The organism is Delftia sp. RIT313 (assembly GCF_000632165.1).
GTDB classification, from domain to species: Bacteria; Pseudomonadota; Gammaproteobacteria; order Burkholderiales; family Burkholderiaceae_C; genus Comamonas; species Comamonas acidovorans.
In genome coordinates this window covers 57,570-73,082 of the sequence record NZ_JFYT01000044.1, presented here as the reverse complement: position 1 = coordinate 73,082, position 15,513 = coordinate 57,570, and the positions used below count along the sequence as shown (strand labels likewise).

The following is a 15,513-nucleotide window of genomic DNA, read 5'->3' as shown; positions in this document are numbered from 1 at the left end:
CGGCGAAGTCCTGGCCCGCTACGGTGACGCTCCCGACTCGGAGAATCCGCCGCAGAACGGCGCAGTCCCCAAATACGTAAACACCGCGGAATTCCACCTCGACGCCGCCCCGCTGAAGCTGCGTGACAGCAATTTCAGCGCCATGAACTACACCGTGGTCGGCGGTGAAACCCTCAAGATCATCTCCCGCAACGTGCTGGGCGACAGCAGCCTGTGGTGGCGCATCGCGGAAGCCAACGGCCTGGCCGTCTCCGGCGACGGCGAACTGCAGGCAGGCCAGACCCTGAGCATTCCCAAGCTGGCCCTGAACGCCAACAACTCAGACACCTTCCAGCCCTATGACCCGAGCCGGGTCACGGGCAGTCTGGATTCGGTGCTGCCTGCGCCTGCGGGCCAGGGAGGTGGCTGCGGGGCGCTGGGCAAGATCATCATGGTGGCCGTGGCTGTGGTGGTTGCCGCCTATACGGCAGGCACCTTCAGCGCGCTGCTTGGCAACGCATGGGCAGGAGCAGCGGCGGCTGGAGCTACGGGCTCCATCGCAAGTCAGGTAGCCGGCAACGTGCTGGGCGTACAGGACGGTTTCAGTTGGAAGAGCGTCGCCCTGTCCGCCCTCAGTGCCGGTGTCACCAACGGGGTTGGTTCCGAACTGTTTGGAACAGGCCTACCAGCCGCGGCCATGCGCGCCGCCACTGCCAATGTACTGACCCAGGGCATTGGCGTGATCACGGGGCTGCAAGATCGCTTTGACTGGAAGAGCGTGGCAGCCAGCGCGGCCGGTGGCGCCGTGGGCAGCTATGTGGGAGAGCAGCTCAAGGGCTCAACCATGTTCAACGACTGGAGCAAGACGGCAGCAGACTTTGCGCGCGGAACCATCCGTGGGTTCGCGGCAGGTACGGCTGCCGCCATTGCGCAAGGTGGGCGCATCAGCATCCAGCAGGTGGCGACCGATGCCTTTGGAAATGCGTTGGGAGAGAGTCTGGCGTCACTCAATCAGCCCACATCCTCAATCTATAGTTTGGCGTCTGACGACCGCGCCTCGCTTGGGTTGCTTCCTGGAAACGGCGAGCCGAATCTGAGGCTTGGTGGCGCTGCCGGCCTCAGTTATGGGGAACAACGCGCAATACCATCATTCGGAATTAATACGCAGAATTTAGAAAATTTGGGGAATAACGGGTATTTGGCATCAATGTATGCCACTCCAAAGATCATCTATCAAGGGGTAAATTCGCAGGGCTTGCGATACGACTACTACGATTCCGATGTGCGCGCAACCGAAGTAATTAGCCATAATATTCTGAAACCTGTAGCGTTGCCATCTATTAGTTTGGATAATGCTCCAACATTTAACACAGATATTTCTGTCGCTTCACCAAGTGGGGCTGAATATATTCAAGGAGCTGCGCAATTGGTGCTGGGTGGAACCTACAACCAAACTGTACGTATTGGTAGTGCACTGGCTTCCATTCCATACGCTATCTTGAGTGGGGTAGATACTGCGGTAGGTGTTCAGAATATTCTTCAAACAAACTACAGTTATACGCCCGACAGTCCCGGCGCAGAGGCTATCTTAGGCAAATTGGCACCTACGGTAGCCTACGTTCAAAGCAATATAATCAACCCAACTCGCGCGTTTTCCGAACAGTATCTAGGCGATGGGGTGACCTCCATCCTCGGCGCTGGCTTGCAAGCCGGTGCAGAAATATATGGCACGGTAACTGGTCTGCGAACAGTGGGTAGCTTGGCAACAACTGCATGGAGTAATGTATCGATTGGGCCGCTTTCTGGAAGCCGGGCGGCCCAGCTTGGGGGGGTTAAGTTTGGTGATGCTACGGCGCGTGTATGGGGATCAGCAGAGGCTCCGCGCCTTGTTCCCTTTAGTGCCAACGATGTATCAGCCAGTGTTGGTAAGAACGGCGGCTGGGGTGAGATTCACGTCAACATTGAAGGCCAGCGTGTTCAATTTGGTATCATTGAGCATACGGCAGACGGCCCACAGTTCATGCTAGACAAGACCACTACACTGCAAAGTGGGGAGGTAGTGAAACTTCATGGCCGTGGATTCACCAACATTGCAATTCAAAAGACAATTGCTGCCTACAAAGAGACCTTCGGCGCCGCGCCCTCCAGTCTTCCAGGGAGCTTGGCGTTGGAGAATCTTGCAAACTTTCAGACTGAGTTTGCAGCAGCTCAAGGTGTAGTCCGAGACGTTGCAGCTGCCGGTCAAATGGCAATTAATCGAACTTCGTTTGGTTCCGCACGCGTTGCGGCCGGTTATGGCAATTTCTCTATTGATATGACCAATTTCGGTGATGTTTTTATTGGAGGAAAAACTCTCTCAAACGTTCCACGCAGCGTTATTATCCGTGCACGACCAAATTGATTAAAATTTAGAAAGGTTTATTTTGAGCTTTACAATTAACAAAACGGAATTCCAAAAAATACAAACACGTCTAGGCCGATCTATAGGTGCCGAGGGGGGTAAATTGGCGAATTATTCTGAAATTAGCGATTCAGATATAAGCGATCTTCGGCTGCTTGCACAAGGAAGTTCAATTGATGCAATCAATTTCTTACTTTACCGCCTTGATGGCAAATACGGGCTGGCAAACGCGTCATCTTATATTAGTGAAGTTGTTAAGGGAAACATGAGTTCTCAACAGTGGATCCAACAATTCCACAAATCCATATGAACTATTGTTCATATAGCAACCCCCTACATTGAACTCAATCCGTCGACCGGGATACAAACCAGTTCATGATGCCCATAATGGCAGAGTTCGCCTGCATCGAAAGCCGCCATGGCGGCTTCATAGGCAACGTCCTCAACCCCGGCCACGTGTAACGGCAACTGGTGGCCAACGGCGAAGTCCTGGCCCGCTACGGTGACGCCCCCGACTCGGAGAGCCCGCCGCAGAACGGCGCCGTCCCCAAATACGTCAACACCGCAGAATTCCACCTCAACGCCCCTGCCCTGAAGCTGCGCGACATCAACTTCAGCGCCATGAGCTACACCGTGGTCGGCGGGGAGACGCTCAAAACCATTGCCCGCAACGTGCTGGGCGACAGCAGCCTGTGGTGGCGCATCGCGGAAGCCAACGGCCTGGCCGTCTCGGGCGACGGCGAGCTGCAGGCCGGCCAGACCCTGAGCATCCTCAAGCTGGCCCTGAACGCCAACAGTACCGGCAACTTCCAGTTGAATGACCCGAGTGGGATCACACTTGGTGTTGCACCATCACCCTATGAACCGCGCCACCCCCGCCCGAAACTCCCCACTCCCATACACCGCCGACACCAGATCCTCATCATCCAGCCGCTGCTCCACGACGATGCGCCTCAGGCTTTCCTTGACTGCTGACTGGGTGGTTGCCGACAAGGCCATGAGCTGCTCGGCCAGCGCCTGTGCCTGGGCTTGCAATTGATCTGCCGGCACCACCGCATGCACGAACCCGCAGGCCTCGGCCTGCCCGGCTGACAGGTAGTCCGCCAGCAGCAGCATGCGCTTGACGCGTGGCACGCCCAGGCTGGCCACCAGGCGCGCGATGTTGCGTGACGACAGCGTGTTGGACAGCGTCTTGGCAATCGGCGCACCGAAGCGCGAGCCTGTGCTGCAGATGCGAAAGTCGCATGCCGTGGCCAGGGCCAGGCCGCCGCCCACGGCCCAGCCGTCGATGACGGCGATGGTGGGGATGGCGATGCGCTCCACGGCGTCGATCACGCGCTCCACGAATGCTTCGTAGGCAATGCCTTGCTGGCCGTCATGGAAGTCCTTGAAGTAGGCGATGTCCGTGCCCGAGATGAAGGATTTGCCGCCCGCGCCGCGCAGCATCACGCAGCGGATGGCCGGGTCGGCCTGGCAGCGTTCCAAGGCCGTGAGCAATGCCTCGTACATGGGCATGCTCATGGCGTTGTGGCGTTCGGGGCGGTCGATGAGGATCTCGGCCGCGCCCCCGGCGTGAACGGTCAGTGCCACGGATTCATGCAGGGCCGTGCTCATGCGGCGGCCTTCAGTGCCTGGAGTTCGGCCATGATTTCTGCGTTGTGCTCGCCCAGCAGCGGCGGATGGCGGCGCACCTGCTGGGGCGTGCCGAGCATCTTGACGGGAAAGCCGATGTTCTTGACCTTGCCTTCGATGGGATGGTCGATCTCCATGCACATGCCGCGGTGCTGGCCGTGTTCACCCTCGAAGGCCTGCGGATAGGTGAGCAGCGGGCCTGCGGGAATGCCTGCCTCCAGCATGCGGTCCACCCAGTCGGCGCTGTCGTGGTGGGCAAATTCCGCTTCCAGTGCCTCTATCAATGCCTCCCGGTGCTTGAGGCGCAGCGCCACGGTGGCGTAGTCCGGATGTTCGACCAGGTCCGCGCGTTCGATCAGCGCGCACAGCCTGGCCCAGAGCTTCTGGTTGGTGGCGCCCATGACGAAATAGCCGTCGCGCGCCTTCACGGCCTGGTAGGGGGCGCTCATCTTGTTGCTGGTACCCAGCGGCGCGGGCGGCACGCCGGTGCCCCAGTATTCGGACATGTCCCAGATCGAGAAAGCCATGGCCGAGTCGAACAGCGAGGCGTCTATGTGCTGGCCCTGCCCTGTCTTCTGCGCGCCGATGTAGGCGGCCAGCAGTCCGTAGGTGGCGAACAGTGCGCAACCGATGTCGGCCACGGGCACGCCGGCCTTGACGGGTTTCTCTCCCTTGTAGCCGGTGACGCTCATCACGCCCGACATGGCCTGGGCCATGAGGTCGAACCCCGGCCGCTGGGCCCAGGGGCCACTCTGGCCGAAGCCCGAGATGCTGACATAGACGATGCGCGGATTGATGCGGCGAATGCTTTCATAGTCGATCTTCAGGCGCTGGACCACGCCTGGCCGGTAGTTCTCGACGATGACATCGGCTGTCGTGGCCAGCTGGTAGAAGGCCTCACGCCCCTCCTCGCTCTTGAGGTCCAGCGTCAGCGACCGCTTGTTGCGATTCATGTTCAGAAAGCCCATGCTGTCCGGGCCCTTCATCTTGAAGCCCATGGCGCCGCGCGTCTGGTCGCCGGTGCCCGGAGGCTCGACCTTGATGACATCGGCGCCCAGGTCGGCCAGCAGCATGCAGGCAAATGGGCCGGCCATGACCTGGCTGACGTCGAGCACGCGGATGCCTTGCAGGGGCAGTTGCAGCGGGTTGGATTGGGGATTGCTCATGCCGGGTCCTCAGCTTTCTTCGGTCACTTTTGCGGCGCGAACGACGTCGCCCCACTTCTTGTATTCGGCAGCCATGAAGGCCGCGAACTTGTCCACGGAGCCGCCACCGTCCTCCACGCCGTATCCGTCGAAGCGGCTGACCACGTCGGGCATGGCCAGCACGCGGTTGATGTCGGCATTGATGCGCTGGGCCAGTTCCCTGGACATGTCGCGCGGGCCGACGACGCCGTACCAGCTCGATGCGTCAAAGCCCTTGAAGCCCTGCTCGTCCATGGTGGGCATGGCCGGGAATCCCTTGGCACGGTTCACGCGGGTCTGGGCGATGCCCAGCATTTTTCCTGCGCGGACCTGGGCAGTGGCGGCCGTCATGGTGTCGAAGCTGAAGTCGATCTGTCCTCCGATCAGGTCGGTCTGCATGGGGCCGGACCCTTTGTAGGGAACGTGGATGCTCTTGACACCTGCAGCCATGTTGAACATCTCGGCCGCAAGGTGCTGCACCGAACCTGTGCCCGAAGAGCCAAAGCTGACCTTGCCGGGGCTTTTGCGGCACAGCTCCACCACTTCCTGCACCGAGGCATGGCCGTTCCTGCTGCTGGTCACCAGGATGTGGGGCGTTGCGCCGATCAGGGCGATGGGCGCGTAGTCCTTGAGCGGGTCATAGGTGATGGATTTGAAGATCTGAGGCGAGATGGCGTGCGTGTTCACATGGGCCATCAGCAGATTGATGCCTTCTGTGAAGCGGGCCTTGGCAAAGTATTCGGCCGCCAGCGAGCCCGTGGCGCCGGGCTTGTTCTCCACGATCACGGGCCGGCCCCAGACCTCGGACAGCTTCTGGCCCACGATGCGCGCGAACACGTCGGTGCCGCCGCCCGGTGCCCAGCCCACCAGGATCTTGGCGGGCCCCTTGGGCAGTTCGGAGGCCGGGGGCGCGGCCCCTGCCCAGGGTGCGGCCAGCGCGGTGGCGCCGGCCGCGATGAAGTCGCGGCGTTTCATGTCTGTCTCCTGCACATCGTTGTTGTGCAGTCACTGTCGCCGGGCGCCGATATCGCGGCAAGCCTGTGTGCCGCATGCCTGGTTTCGCAATCTGCGAAACCAGAAGGGTCAGATCGCGCGTTCGCCCTGCAGCAGGGCGGCGACGACGTTGCGCAGCGCCTGTTCCTGGGCCTGGCCTTCGATGAAGGACAGCACGTAGCTGCGCTCGTGCCAGTCGCCTTCCAGGGTGGCCCAACCCAGGTCGGGCTCAGGGTGGAAGCTGCGCAGCACACCGGGTGGCATCAGCCCCACACCCAATCCTTCGCGCACCAGGGCCAGCATGGTGTCGAAGCCGCTGACGGCGAAATCGTTGCGAAACACCCTGCCCCGGCTGCGGTGGGCGCGTCGCAAAGCGGCCAGGATGGCCGAGCCCCGGCCCAGGCTGACGATGGGGCAGTCCAGCAACTGGTCCAGTACCACCGGCTCGACGGCAAAGCTGAAATGCCTGCGGCTGTAGACCAGCACCAGGCTGTCCTTGCGGTAGTCGGAGCGTGGCAGATCCACGAAGCCGCTGGTCTTCTCGAAGATGCCGATGTCGATGACCTTGTCGCGCAGCAGTTGCTGGACGATGCGGCTGTTCTCCTCCATCACCTGCAGCGTGATGTGGGGATAGCGTCGCTGGGTGACGGCGATGTCGGCAGCAAGGAACTGCAGGATGGCGGATTTGGGGGCGCCGATGATGATGCGGCCGTCGCGCCCGCGGCCCAGGGCCTGGGCGTCGGCTTCCAGCCGCTCCACCAGGTTGCCTATCTGGCGGATATGAGCCAGCAGCTTGAGGCCAGGCTCGGTGGCGCGCACTCCATGGGGCTGTCGCTTGAACAGCCTGGCGCCCAATTGCTGCTCCAGGTCACTGAGCCGCCGCGAGGCCGCCGCCACCGCCAGTTGCAGCCTGTCGGCCGCGCGCGAAATGCTGCCCTCCTCGGCAATCGCAAGCACAAGCTGCACGGTGGTGGAGTCGATCTTCATCATGGCGGCAAGGCCCTCTTGCGCAGGCGGCGTCTGCTGAGGGCGCGATTGTGCCCCAGTGCCGCAACTGTGCTCAGGCCTGTGCGGGACACTCCAGCACGTCGCTGAGCCTGAAGCTCTCCAGGAACGGCAGGACATGCTCCTCGTTCATCGGGCGGGCGATCAGGAATCCCTGGACATACGTGCACCCGAGCTGCTGCAGGTGCAGAAACTGCTCCGTGGTTTCCACGCCTTCCGCGACGACTTCAAGGCCCAATCTGCGGCTCAGTGCCAGCGTGGCCTCGACAATCGCGGCAGCCCCGGCGTCCTTGTCCATGGCCTGTATGAAGCTGCGATCGATCTTGATCAGGTTGAAGGGAAAGCGGTGCAGGTAGGAAAGACTGGCATGGCCGGAGCCAAAGTCATCGATGGCGAGATTCACGCCCAGCGCCTTCACTTGCCGCATGACGGACAGCACCTGCTCATCATCTTGAAGCAGGGCCGATTCCGTCACCTCGATGTAGCAGCGCTCGGGGTTCAGGCCGGCGCGGTCCAGATGTTCCTTCAATTGCACCGCCATGCCTGGATCGAGAAATTCAAAGGCCGGGCAGTTGATGGACACCGAGATATCGGACGGCCATCCGTTGGCAGCCAGCAGCGGGGAGCGCTCCACCATTTGGTCGATGGGAAGCAGCAGGCCGCGCCGCTCTGCCATGGGAATGAAGACGCCTGGCGGGACAGACCCTCTGGCCGGGCTGTTCCAGCGCATCAGCGACTCGAACCCGGAAATCTTTCCCGTGGCCACATGGCAGATCGGTTGGTACGCCATGAACAACTGGCTTGTTCCGATGGCGGATCGGAAATCCTGCTCCAGCAGCAGTTGCTCCTGCATGGGGCCATCGGCGGAAGGCTCGAATTTCACGAATCGCCCACGTCCCTGGGATCGCGCCCGCTCCATTGCCGCGCGCCCGTCGCGCAGCAGCTGATTCCAGTCCTCGTTGTTCTTGCAGACCGCCGTCCCTACGCAGACAGACAGCAAAATGCTGCGCTCACCCAGCATGTAGCGCTTTTCACCCAGTCGGATGGAGAGCGTTTTCGCCATGGAATCGGGGTCCCCTTCATATTGGGCGACACAGAATTCCTCGATGGCAAGGCGGGCGGCGACGTCATTCTGTCCAATACAGGAGCGCAATTGTTTTGCCAGTTGCGAGATCAGTGGGTTGTCCATTCCAGGAACCAGCGTATCTGCCAGCACTTGCAAATGCTCGATACCGATGACATGGATGGCAACAGGACGCCGCTGTGCTTGCGTTCTGCTCAGCAGTTGCTCAAATCCGGTTGAATTGAGCAATTCGGAAGCAGGGTCATGGAAAAGATGGTGCCTCAGCTGTGAATGCACCTGCACCAGATCCCTCGCCTCGAAATAGGATCTTCTGCGCTCACGCATCCACAATTGCACCAGTAATAAAAAAGAAGCCAGGCTGATGGCCGCCCATGCCATGATGGTTTTTCCAAACCTCCACCATGGAGCCGCGAGCTTTGCCTTGGCGGCCAGCGTGGCATAGGCGAGATCCATGCCGCCTTGGCTGGAGTGGTGCATGGCGACGATCCAGCCGTGTCCAAAGCCATCGTCAGCGTCCAATATGCCCTCGCCTGCAGCCATCATTTTTGCAAGCCCCGAATCCATCCCGTCCAGAATGTGCGGATGCTCCGGGGGAATTCTGACCAGATCTTTGCCGTTTGGCAGGCTGACCATGACCTGATGGCCATCCAGCAGCAGTGAACCGAATGCCTGGCGAATGGAATCCACGGCAATGAAGGCCACCACAATGCCAGTCAGCGCCCCACTGGAGTCACGTACCGGACGCCCCAGCACCAGGGACGGTATATCGAAGACCGGCGATTTGCTTGCATCCAGCAAGAAGAAGCCGCCAGGCTTTGTCTGCAGCGCTGCATTCCAGATGGGGCGCTCGGGGTTGTCGGGAGACAGCGGCAGCTTGCTGAAACGTGAGGAAATGGACCATTTCCCATGTCGATCAAGCACGCTCATGCTGATGACCCCGGGCAGCGCCGCCACCTCCTGGATCAAGGCATTGCGGATATCGGTGCTGGCATCAGGGTCTGCCGTGATTTCGCCTTGGCGGCCTGGTGTCAGCAAAAGTTGCTCTGTTCTCTCTACCGCCAAAGAGGTGGCAAGAATGATCTTGTTGGTTTCAGCGGCAGAGGCAGACAGCGCATGCAGGAGATTCGACTTCTCTTCTTGGAGCAATGTCTCGTAGCTGGAGATCAGAGAAACGCCCGCAACGCCAATGATCACCAAACATGCGATGAAAATACAGGCATACCAGCGCCTGGGCTGCCAGCTTGGAAGTCTTCTCTCTGCATGCATCATTCAACGCTCATCTGGTCAAAATACCAGCGAACAGGCGCCGTTCTCCTGGCAGGCAAGCCTGACAGGAGAAACGCTTCCCGTTGGCTGTGACGCACTGGTCTGAATTTCCGTCAGGACGCGGAAAGACTCAGCGGTCTCATGGATGAGGGGATTTTCCTCAAGACAGGGGCCTCCTTTTCCGCGGGGTCCAGCTTGAAAATGGAAACTGCCGAAACCAGGGCCTGCGCCTGCTGGCTGAGACTTCCGGCCGCCGCTGCCGACTCTTCCACCAGAGCGGCATTTTGCTGGGTGACTTGGTCCAGCTGGATGATCGCATCATTGATCTGATCGATGCCCTGGCTTTGCTCCTTGGTGGCGCCACTGATCTCTTCGATCATGTTGGATACCTTCTGGACCTGGGTGACGATATCTTCAATGCTGCTGCCCGCAGCCTGGGCAAGCTGGTGGCCATTGCCGACCTTGGAAACACTGTCCTCGATGAGAGACTTGATCTCTTTTGCGGCCTCTGCACTTTTCACTGCAAGGCTGCGAACTTCGGCGGCAACCACCGCAAAACCACGGCCCTGCTCTCCGGCGCGGGCTGCTTCGACAGCAGCATTCAAAGCAAGAATATTGGTTTGAAAAGCGATTGAATCAATGACGTTGATGATGTCCTCGATTTTCTTGGAGGATGTGTTTATTTCATTCATCACGTCCACCATCTGCCGGGCCATGCCCCCGCCGTGCGCTGCGGCATCGCGCGCTGACTGGGCAAGCATGGTGGCGGTGATCGCCACATCGGAATTGCTTTTCACCGTGCTGGCCAGTTCCTCCATGGAGGCGGCAGTCTCTTCAAGATTGCTGGCTTGCTCTTCCGTTCGGCTCGACAGGTTGGCATTGCCTGCATCAATCTGCGTGGCGCCCGTGGCAATGCTGTCGCTGCTGCTGCGCACGGTGCCCACGACGCGTTGCAGCGATACCTGCATTTCCTGCATGGCCGTGATCACACTGCCAGGGCGTGCCCTGGACAAGTCGATCCGGGAGGTGAGGTCCCCTCTTGAGATATTTTCGGCAATGTGCGCCACATCTGCCGGCTCTCCGCCCAGCTGGCGTGTGATGGAAATTGTGATGATCACGCCAATGGCCACCCCCACAATCACGCCGGAGATGGTCAGGAGGGTGAGCATCAGCCGGATCTTTTCGTAGATTCTGTCGGTCTCGTCATTGAGCCAGCTGGCATTCTTCTTCTTGATATTGACAACTTCCGTCATCAGGCTGTCGATCTTGTCGGACTCCACCCGGAATCTGTTGATCAGATCAATCGATTCCCTGGATTCCGAAAGATGCTCTGACTTGATTCTTTCAATCGTCTGCAGCAGACCCTTTTCATAGATGACGAGGGTTTCATCAATGGACTTGAGCTTTTCCTTGCCATCGCCCTCGGCAAAAAGCCTCCTGCTGTTGTTCAGTGCCTCTTTCAGCAGTTGCAGCCTTTGCAGCACGGCGTCTGTGTGCCGGTTTCTGCTTTCATCATCGTTTGCAAGCACGGCATTTCTGATGGCCCGGCCCGCCGCGATCAGCTGGACATTGGCCTCGGATATTTGTGACAGGCCCAGCAGTTCCTTCTCGTACATCTGCGTTGCGAGATCATTGATTTCCCCTGCCTTCAGTATTCCATTGATACCGATGAATGCACCAATGCATGAGACCACAAGGAAGCCCATGGTCAGTTTGGTGATCACTTTTGATTTTTTGAAGCTCAACATCTTGATTGCCGAATGAATAATTTTCAACGATGAAATATTTACCCTGACACCAGGATTATTCGGCCGTAGAAAATCGGGAATTTGAAAAAGAATAATCCACCTCTTCTAAAAAAGACGTGGATTATTCTCGAAAATGATATATTGATGTTATAATTGCTCGATGCTCGATGCTCGATGCTCGATGCTCGATGCTCGATGCTCGATGCTCGATGCTCGATGCTCGATGCTCGACCAATAAAAATTGGCACTGGCGCCGCGAGGCGCCAGTGCCAATTTTTATTTTCAGGCCCTGCAACGGCAATTGCATTTTTCTTGGTCGGTAAAGAATGATTGCGGCGGAAACTTCAGGTGGCAATTATTCTTGTGCATATGCGAATGTTTCAAGACAGCCTATTGATATCGTCTTGTCAAAGGGCTGTTTGAAGGATAAGCAATGATTGTAACGTTGTGTTATGAAATCAATCCCTCATTTCCTCGCATCTTGACTTTGCATTTTGCGCAAACATTGCCGCAATACGCATAATTTTTCAATGGATTCAAGTCCCCATCCCCAATCGATGGCCCAGACAAACAAAAGCGGCCCCTTGGGGGCCGCTGGTTCCGGGGCAATGGCGACTCAGGCGCTTCGCAGGTTTTTGGCTGCGCCGGCCAGTGCGGTGATCCGCTGCCAGTCACCCTGCTCCAGCGCATCGGCAGGCACCAGCCAGGAGCCACCCACGCAGACCACGTTGGACAGCGCCAGGAATTGCGCCGCATTGTCCGCAGACACGCCGCCCGTGGGGCAGAACCGCACGTCGCCGAACGGGCCTTGCCAGGCCTTGAGCATGGCCGAGCCGCCCGCCTGTACGGCGGGGAAGAATTTCAGCTCGTTGAAGCCGTCGTCCTGGGCGGCCATGATTTCGCCGCTGGTGGCCACGCCGGGCAGCAGCGGCAGCTGCAGGGCCTGGCAGGCCTGGCCCAGTGCGCTGGTGTAGCCGGGGCTCACGGCGAAGCGCGCACCGGCGCTGGCGGCGGCGCGGGCATCGGCGGCGCTGCGCACGGTGCCGGCGCCCACGATGGCCTCGGGCACGGCACGCGCAATGGCTTCGATGCTCGCCAGGCCCTCGGGCGTGCGCAGCGTGACTTCCAGTACGCGGATGCCGCCCGCGACCAGGGCCTGGGCCATGGGCACGGCATGTGCGACGTTGTTCAGGACAATGACCGGGATGACCGGCGCGTCCTGCATGATGGCCAGTGCCGTCAGTCGTTGATCCATGTGCAAGCTCCCTCTTCTGCGCTGAGCGCGTGGCGCCGGAATCCGGCAAACAGTTCGCGGCCAAAACCCCGGCCGTTGGCCTGGCGCAGTGCCTGCGGCATGGTGGCCAGGGGCCGCTGCTGCCATTCGGTGTCGTCGACCAGCACGGCCAGGGTGCCGGCCACGGCGTCCAGGCGTACCAGGTCGCCGTCTTGCAGGCGCGCCAGCGGCCCGCCCACGCAGGCCTCGGGCGAGACATGGATGGCGGCGGGCACCTTGCCCGAGGCGCCGCTCATGCGGCCGTCCGTGACCAGGGCCACCTTGTAGCCCTTGCCCTGCAGCACAGCCAGCGGTGGGGTGAGCTTGTGCAGTTCGGGCATGCCGTTGGCGCGCGGACCCTGCCAGCGCACCACGCAGATGACATCGCGGTCCAGCTCGCCGGCCTTGAAGGCCTGCTGCAGCGCTTCCTGCGAGTCGAAGACGCGCGCAGGCGCCTCAACCACATGGCGGTCCTCGGGCACGGCGCTGACCTTGATCACGCTGCGCCCCAGGTTGCCGGACAGCAGCTTGAGCCCGCCCGTGGCGCTGAAAGGCGCATCGGCCGGGCGCAGCACGGACAGGTCGCCGGAGACTTCGGCCTCGTGCCAGACGAGATGGCCGTCTTCAACGGCGGGAATGCGCGCAAATTCCTGCAGGCCCTCGGGCCGCACGGTGAGCACATCGCCATGCATGAGGCCGGCCTTCAGCAGCTGGCCGATCACGTAGCCCGGCCCGCCTGCGGCCTGGAACTGGTTCACGTCGGCGCTGCCGTTGGGATAGACGCGGGCCAGCAGCGGCACCACGCCCGAGAGTTCCGAAAAATCATTCCAGTCGATGACGATGCCTGCCGCACGCGCCACGGCCACCCAATGGATCAGGTGGTTGGTCGATCCGCCCGTGGCCAGCAGGGCGACCATGGCGTTGACGATGCAGCGCTCGTCCACCACATGGCCAATGGGTGCGAAGCGGCGGTTCTTGGTGATGGCCAGCACGCTGCGCATGGCCTCGCGCGTGAGCAGTTCGCGTTCGCCTTCGGCCGGGTTGATGAAGGCCGTGCCCGGCACATGCAATCCCATGGCCTCCAGCAGCATCTGGTTGCTGTTGGCCGTGCCGTAGAAGGTGCAGGTGCCTTCGCCGTGGTAGGCAGCCGTTTCGGCGGCCAGCAGTTCCTTGCGGCCCACCAGGCCCTGCGCGGCCTGTTCGCGCACCTTGGCCTTGTCGCCATTGGACAGGCCCGAGGTCATGGGGCCGGCCGGCACGAACACCGTGGGCAGATGGCCGAAATGCAGGGCCCCGATCAGCAGGCCCGGCACGATCTTGTCGCAAATGCCCAGCATCAGCGCGGCGTCGAACACGTCGTGCGACAGCGCGATGGCCGTGCCCATGGCAATGGCATCCCGGCTGAACAGGCTCAGTTCCATGCCTGGCGCGCCCTGGGTCACGCCGTCGCACATGGCCGGCACGCCGCCGGCGACCTGCGCCGTGGCGCCGAGCTTGCGCGCCTCGTCCTTGAGGATGTCGGGATAGCGTGCCAGCGGCGCATGGGCCGAGAGCACGTCGTTGTACGCGGTGACGATGGCGACGTTGGGCGCCTTCTCTTCCACGATGCGTATGCGGTCGCCGCCTGGAATGCCCGCAAAGGCATGGGCCACATTGGCGCAGCCCATGGACTGGGCGCCGGGCGGGCGCGCGGCCATGGCGTCCACCTGCTCCAGGTAGGCGGCGCGTGATTGGGCACTGCGCTCGCGGATGCGGCGCGTGACCTGCTCGACGATGGGGTGGATGGTGCTCATGCGGGGTTCCTGCGGATGCGCTGGTGCGCGTTTTCTCTCTGTCGCGTTGTCTTTATGGGAAATGTCGGCCGGGGCATCCCTCCCAGGTGCGTCCGGCCCTGTTCCGAAGCTTACTTCACTGCGCGCGCCTGCTTGACGGCGGCCTGCACCTCGTCCCACGTGCCCTGGCCCACGGTCTTGGCAATGCCGGCATTCACCGCGGCGAGCTTGTCGCGCATGCGGCTGGCTTCTGCGGCGGGCAGCTCGTTGACCTGCATGCCCTTGGCCTTGATGTCGGCCAGGGCCTTGGCAGCTTCCTCGCGCGTGTCCTTGCGTTCGAACTCGCGGCTCTTGACGGCGGCGTCCTGCAGCACCTTCTTCTCGGCCGGGCTCAGCGTGTCCCACCACTTCTTGCTGACGGTGACGATCCAGGGGCTGTAGACGTGGTTGGACACCGTGAGGTACTTCTGCACTTCATAGAACTTGCTGGACAGCACGGTGTTGAAAGGGTTTTCCTGGCCATCGACGGCACGGGTCTCCAGCGCCGTGAACAGCTCGGAGAACGGCAGCGGCACGGCATTGGCGCCCAGGGCCTTGAAACTGTCCAGGAAGACGTTGTTCTGCATCACGCGCAGCTTCACGTCGGCCAGGTCTTCCATCTTGGCGATGGGGCGCTTGTTGTTGGTGAGGTTGCGGAAACCGTTTTCCCAATAGACCAGGCCCACCATGCCCTTGGGCTCCAGCGTGGCCTTGACCTTCTCGCCCACGGGGCCGTCCAGCACGGCGTCGGCTTCCTTGACATTGCTGAACAGGAAGGGTGTGTCCCAGACGGCCATCTCGGGCGACAGGCCCACCAGGGTGGCGGTGGAGCCGACCATCATCTCCTGTGCGCCGCCGATCAGCGCCTGCTGCATCTGCGTGTCCGAGCCCAGCGAGGCATTGCCGATGGCACGCACCTTCATCTTGCCGCCCGTGGCCTTCTCGACCTCCTTGGCAAAGAAGCGCGCCGCGCGGCCCTGGTTGGACTCATCGACCAGGCCATAGCCGAAGCGCACGATGCGCGGCTTGAAGTCCTGGGCCATGGCCTGGCCCGTGGCGGCCAGCGTGGTGACGGCGGCCATCAGGCCGGCGAGTGCAAAGGGAATACGCATGTTCATCTCCTTGGGTTGTAGTGAG

10 protein-coding genes are annotated in these 15,513 nt (G+C 60.9%); 1 reads left to right on the top strand and 9 read right to left on the bottom strand.

Features of this window, described 5'->3' with window-relative positions; genetic code table 11:
- Window positions 1-2,380 (top strand): LysM peptidoglycan-binding domain-containing protein (locus tag BW39_RS30330; RefSeq protein ID WP_235264202.1); only part of this gene is annotated, 2,380 nt, incomplete at its 5' end.
- Window positions 2,381-3,232: 852 nt separating this feature from the next.
- On the opposite strand, the gene BW39_RS12255 is transcribed toward BW39_RS30330, so the two are convergent.
- The 9 genes from BW39_RS12255 to BW39_RS12215 all read right to left on the bottom strand — a co-directional run bounded on the left by BW39_RS12255 (window position 3,233) and on the right by BW39_RS12215 (window position 15,488).
- On the bottom strand, window positions 3,233-3,994 hold the full coding sequence (locus BW39_RS12255; protein WP_043821982.1) for an enoyl-CoA hydratase: 762 nt from the start codon (window positions 3,992-3,994) through the stop codon (window positions 3,233-3,235).
- The gene (locus tag BW39_RS12250) at window positions 3,991-5,178 is read right to left on the bottom strand and encodes a CaiB/BaiF CoA transferase family protein (RefSeq protein ID WP_043821980.1); all 1,188 of its coding nucleotides are present in this window, start codon (window positions 5,176-5,178) and stop codon (window positions 3,991-3,993) included. The genes BW39_RS12255 and BW39_RS12250 overlap by 4 nt, the downstream gene beginning before the upstream one ends.
- A 9-nt stretch (window positions 5,179-5,187) precedes the next feature.
- Window positions 5,188-6,171, bottom strand: coding sequence for a Bug family tripartite tricarboxylate transporter substrate binding protein (locus tag BW39_RS12245; protein ID WP_043821978.1), 984 nt, complete (start codon window positions 6,169-6,171; stop codon window positions 5,188-5,190).
- Window positions 6,172-6,279: 108 nt separating this feature from the next.
- Window positions 6,280-7,179 carry a LysR family transcriptional regulator gene (locus BW39_RS12240; RefSeq protein WP_034393537.1) on the bottom strand — a complete coding sequence of 300 codons (900 nt, stop codon included), beginning with the start codon at window positions 7,177-7,179 and terminating at the stop codon, window positions 6,280-6,282.
- Window positions 7,180-7,249: 70 nt separating this feature from the next.
- Window positions 7,250-9,547 carry a bifunctional diguanylate cyclase/phosphodiesterase gene (locus tag BW39_RS12235; protein WP_043821977.1) on the bottom strand — a complete coding sequence of 766 codons (2,298 nt, stop codon included), beginning with the start codon at window positions 9,545-9,547 and terminating at the stop codon, window positions 7,250-7,252.
- A gap of 110 nt (window positions 9,548-9,657) precedes the next feature.
- On the bottom strand, window positions 9,658-11,292 hold the full coding sequence (locus tag BW39_RS12230) for a methyl-accepting chemotaxis protein (protein WP_043821975.1): 1,635 nt from the start codon (window positions 11,290-11,292) through the stop codon (window positions 9,658-9,660).
- A 616-nt stretch (window positions 11,293-11,908) separates the two neighbouring features.
- Window positions 11,909-12,547: a bifunctional 4-hydroxy-2-oxoglutarate aldolase/2-dehydro-3-deoxy-phosphogluconate aldolase gene (gene eda / locus BW39_RS12225; protein ID WP_043821974.1), complete on the bottom strand. Its 639-nt coding sequence runs from the start codon at window positions 12,545-12,547 to the stop codon at window positions 11,909-11,911.
- Window positions 12,532-14,358: a phosphogluconate dehydratase gene (gene edd / locus BW39_RS12220; RefSeq protein ID WP_013802433.1), complete on the bottom strand. Its 1,827-nt coding sequence runs from the start codon at window positions 14,356-14,358 to the stop codon at window positions 12,532-12,534. Before edd ends, eda begins: the two co-directional genes overlap by 16 nt.
- Before the next feature lie 110 nt (window positions 14,359-14,468).
- On the bottom strand, window positions 14,469-15,488 hold the full coding sequence (locus BW39_RS12215) for a TRAP transporter substrate-binding protein (RefSeq protein ID WP_012205590.1): 1,020 nt from the start codon (window positions 15,486-15,488) through the stop codon (window positions 14,469-14,471).
- Between the last annotated feature and the right edge of the window lie 25 nt (window positions 15,489-15,513).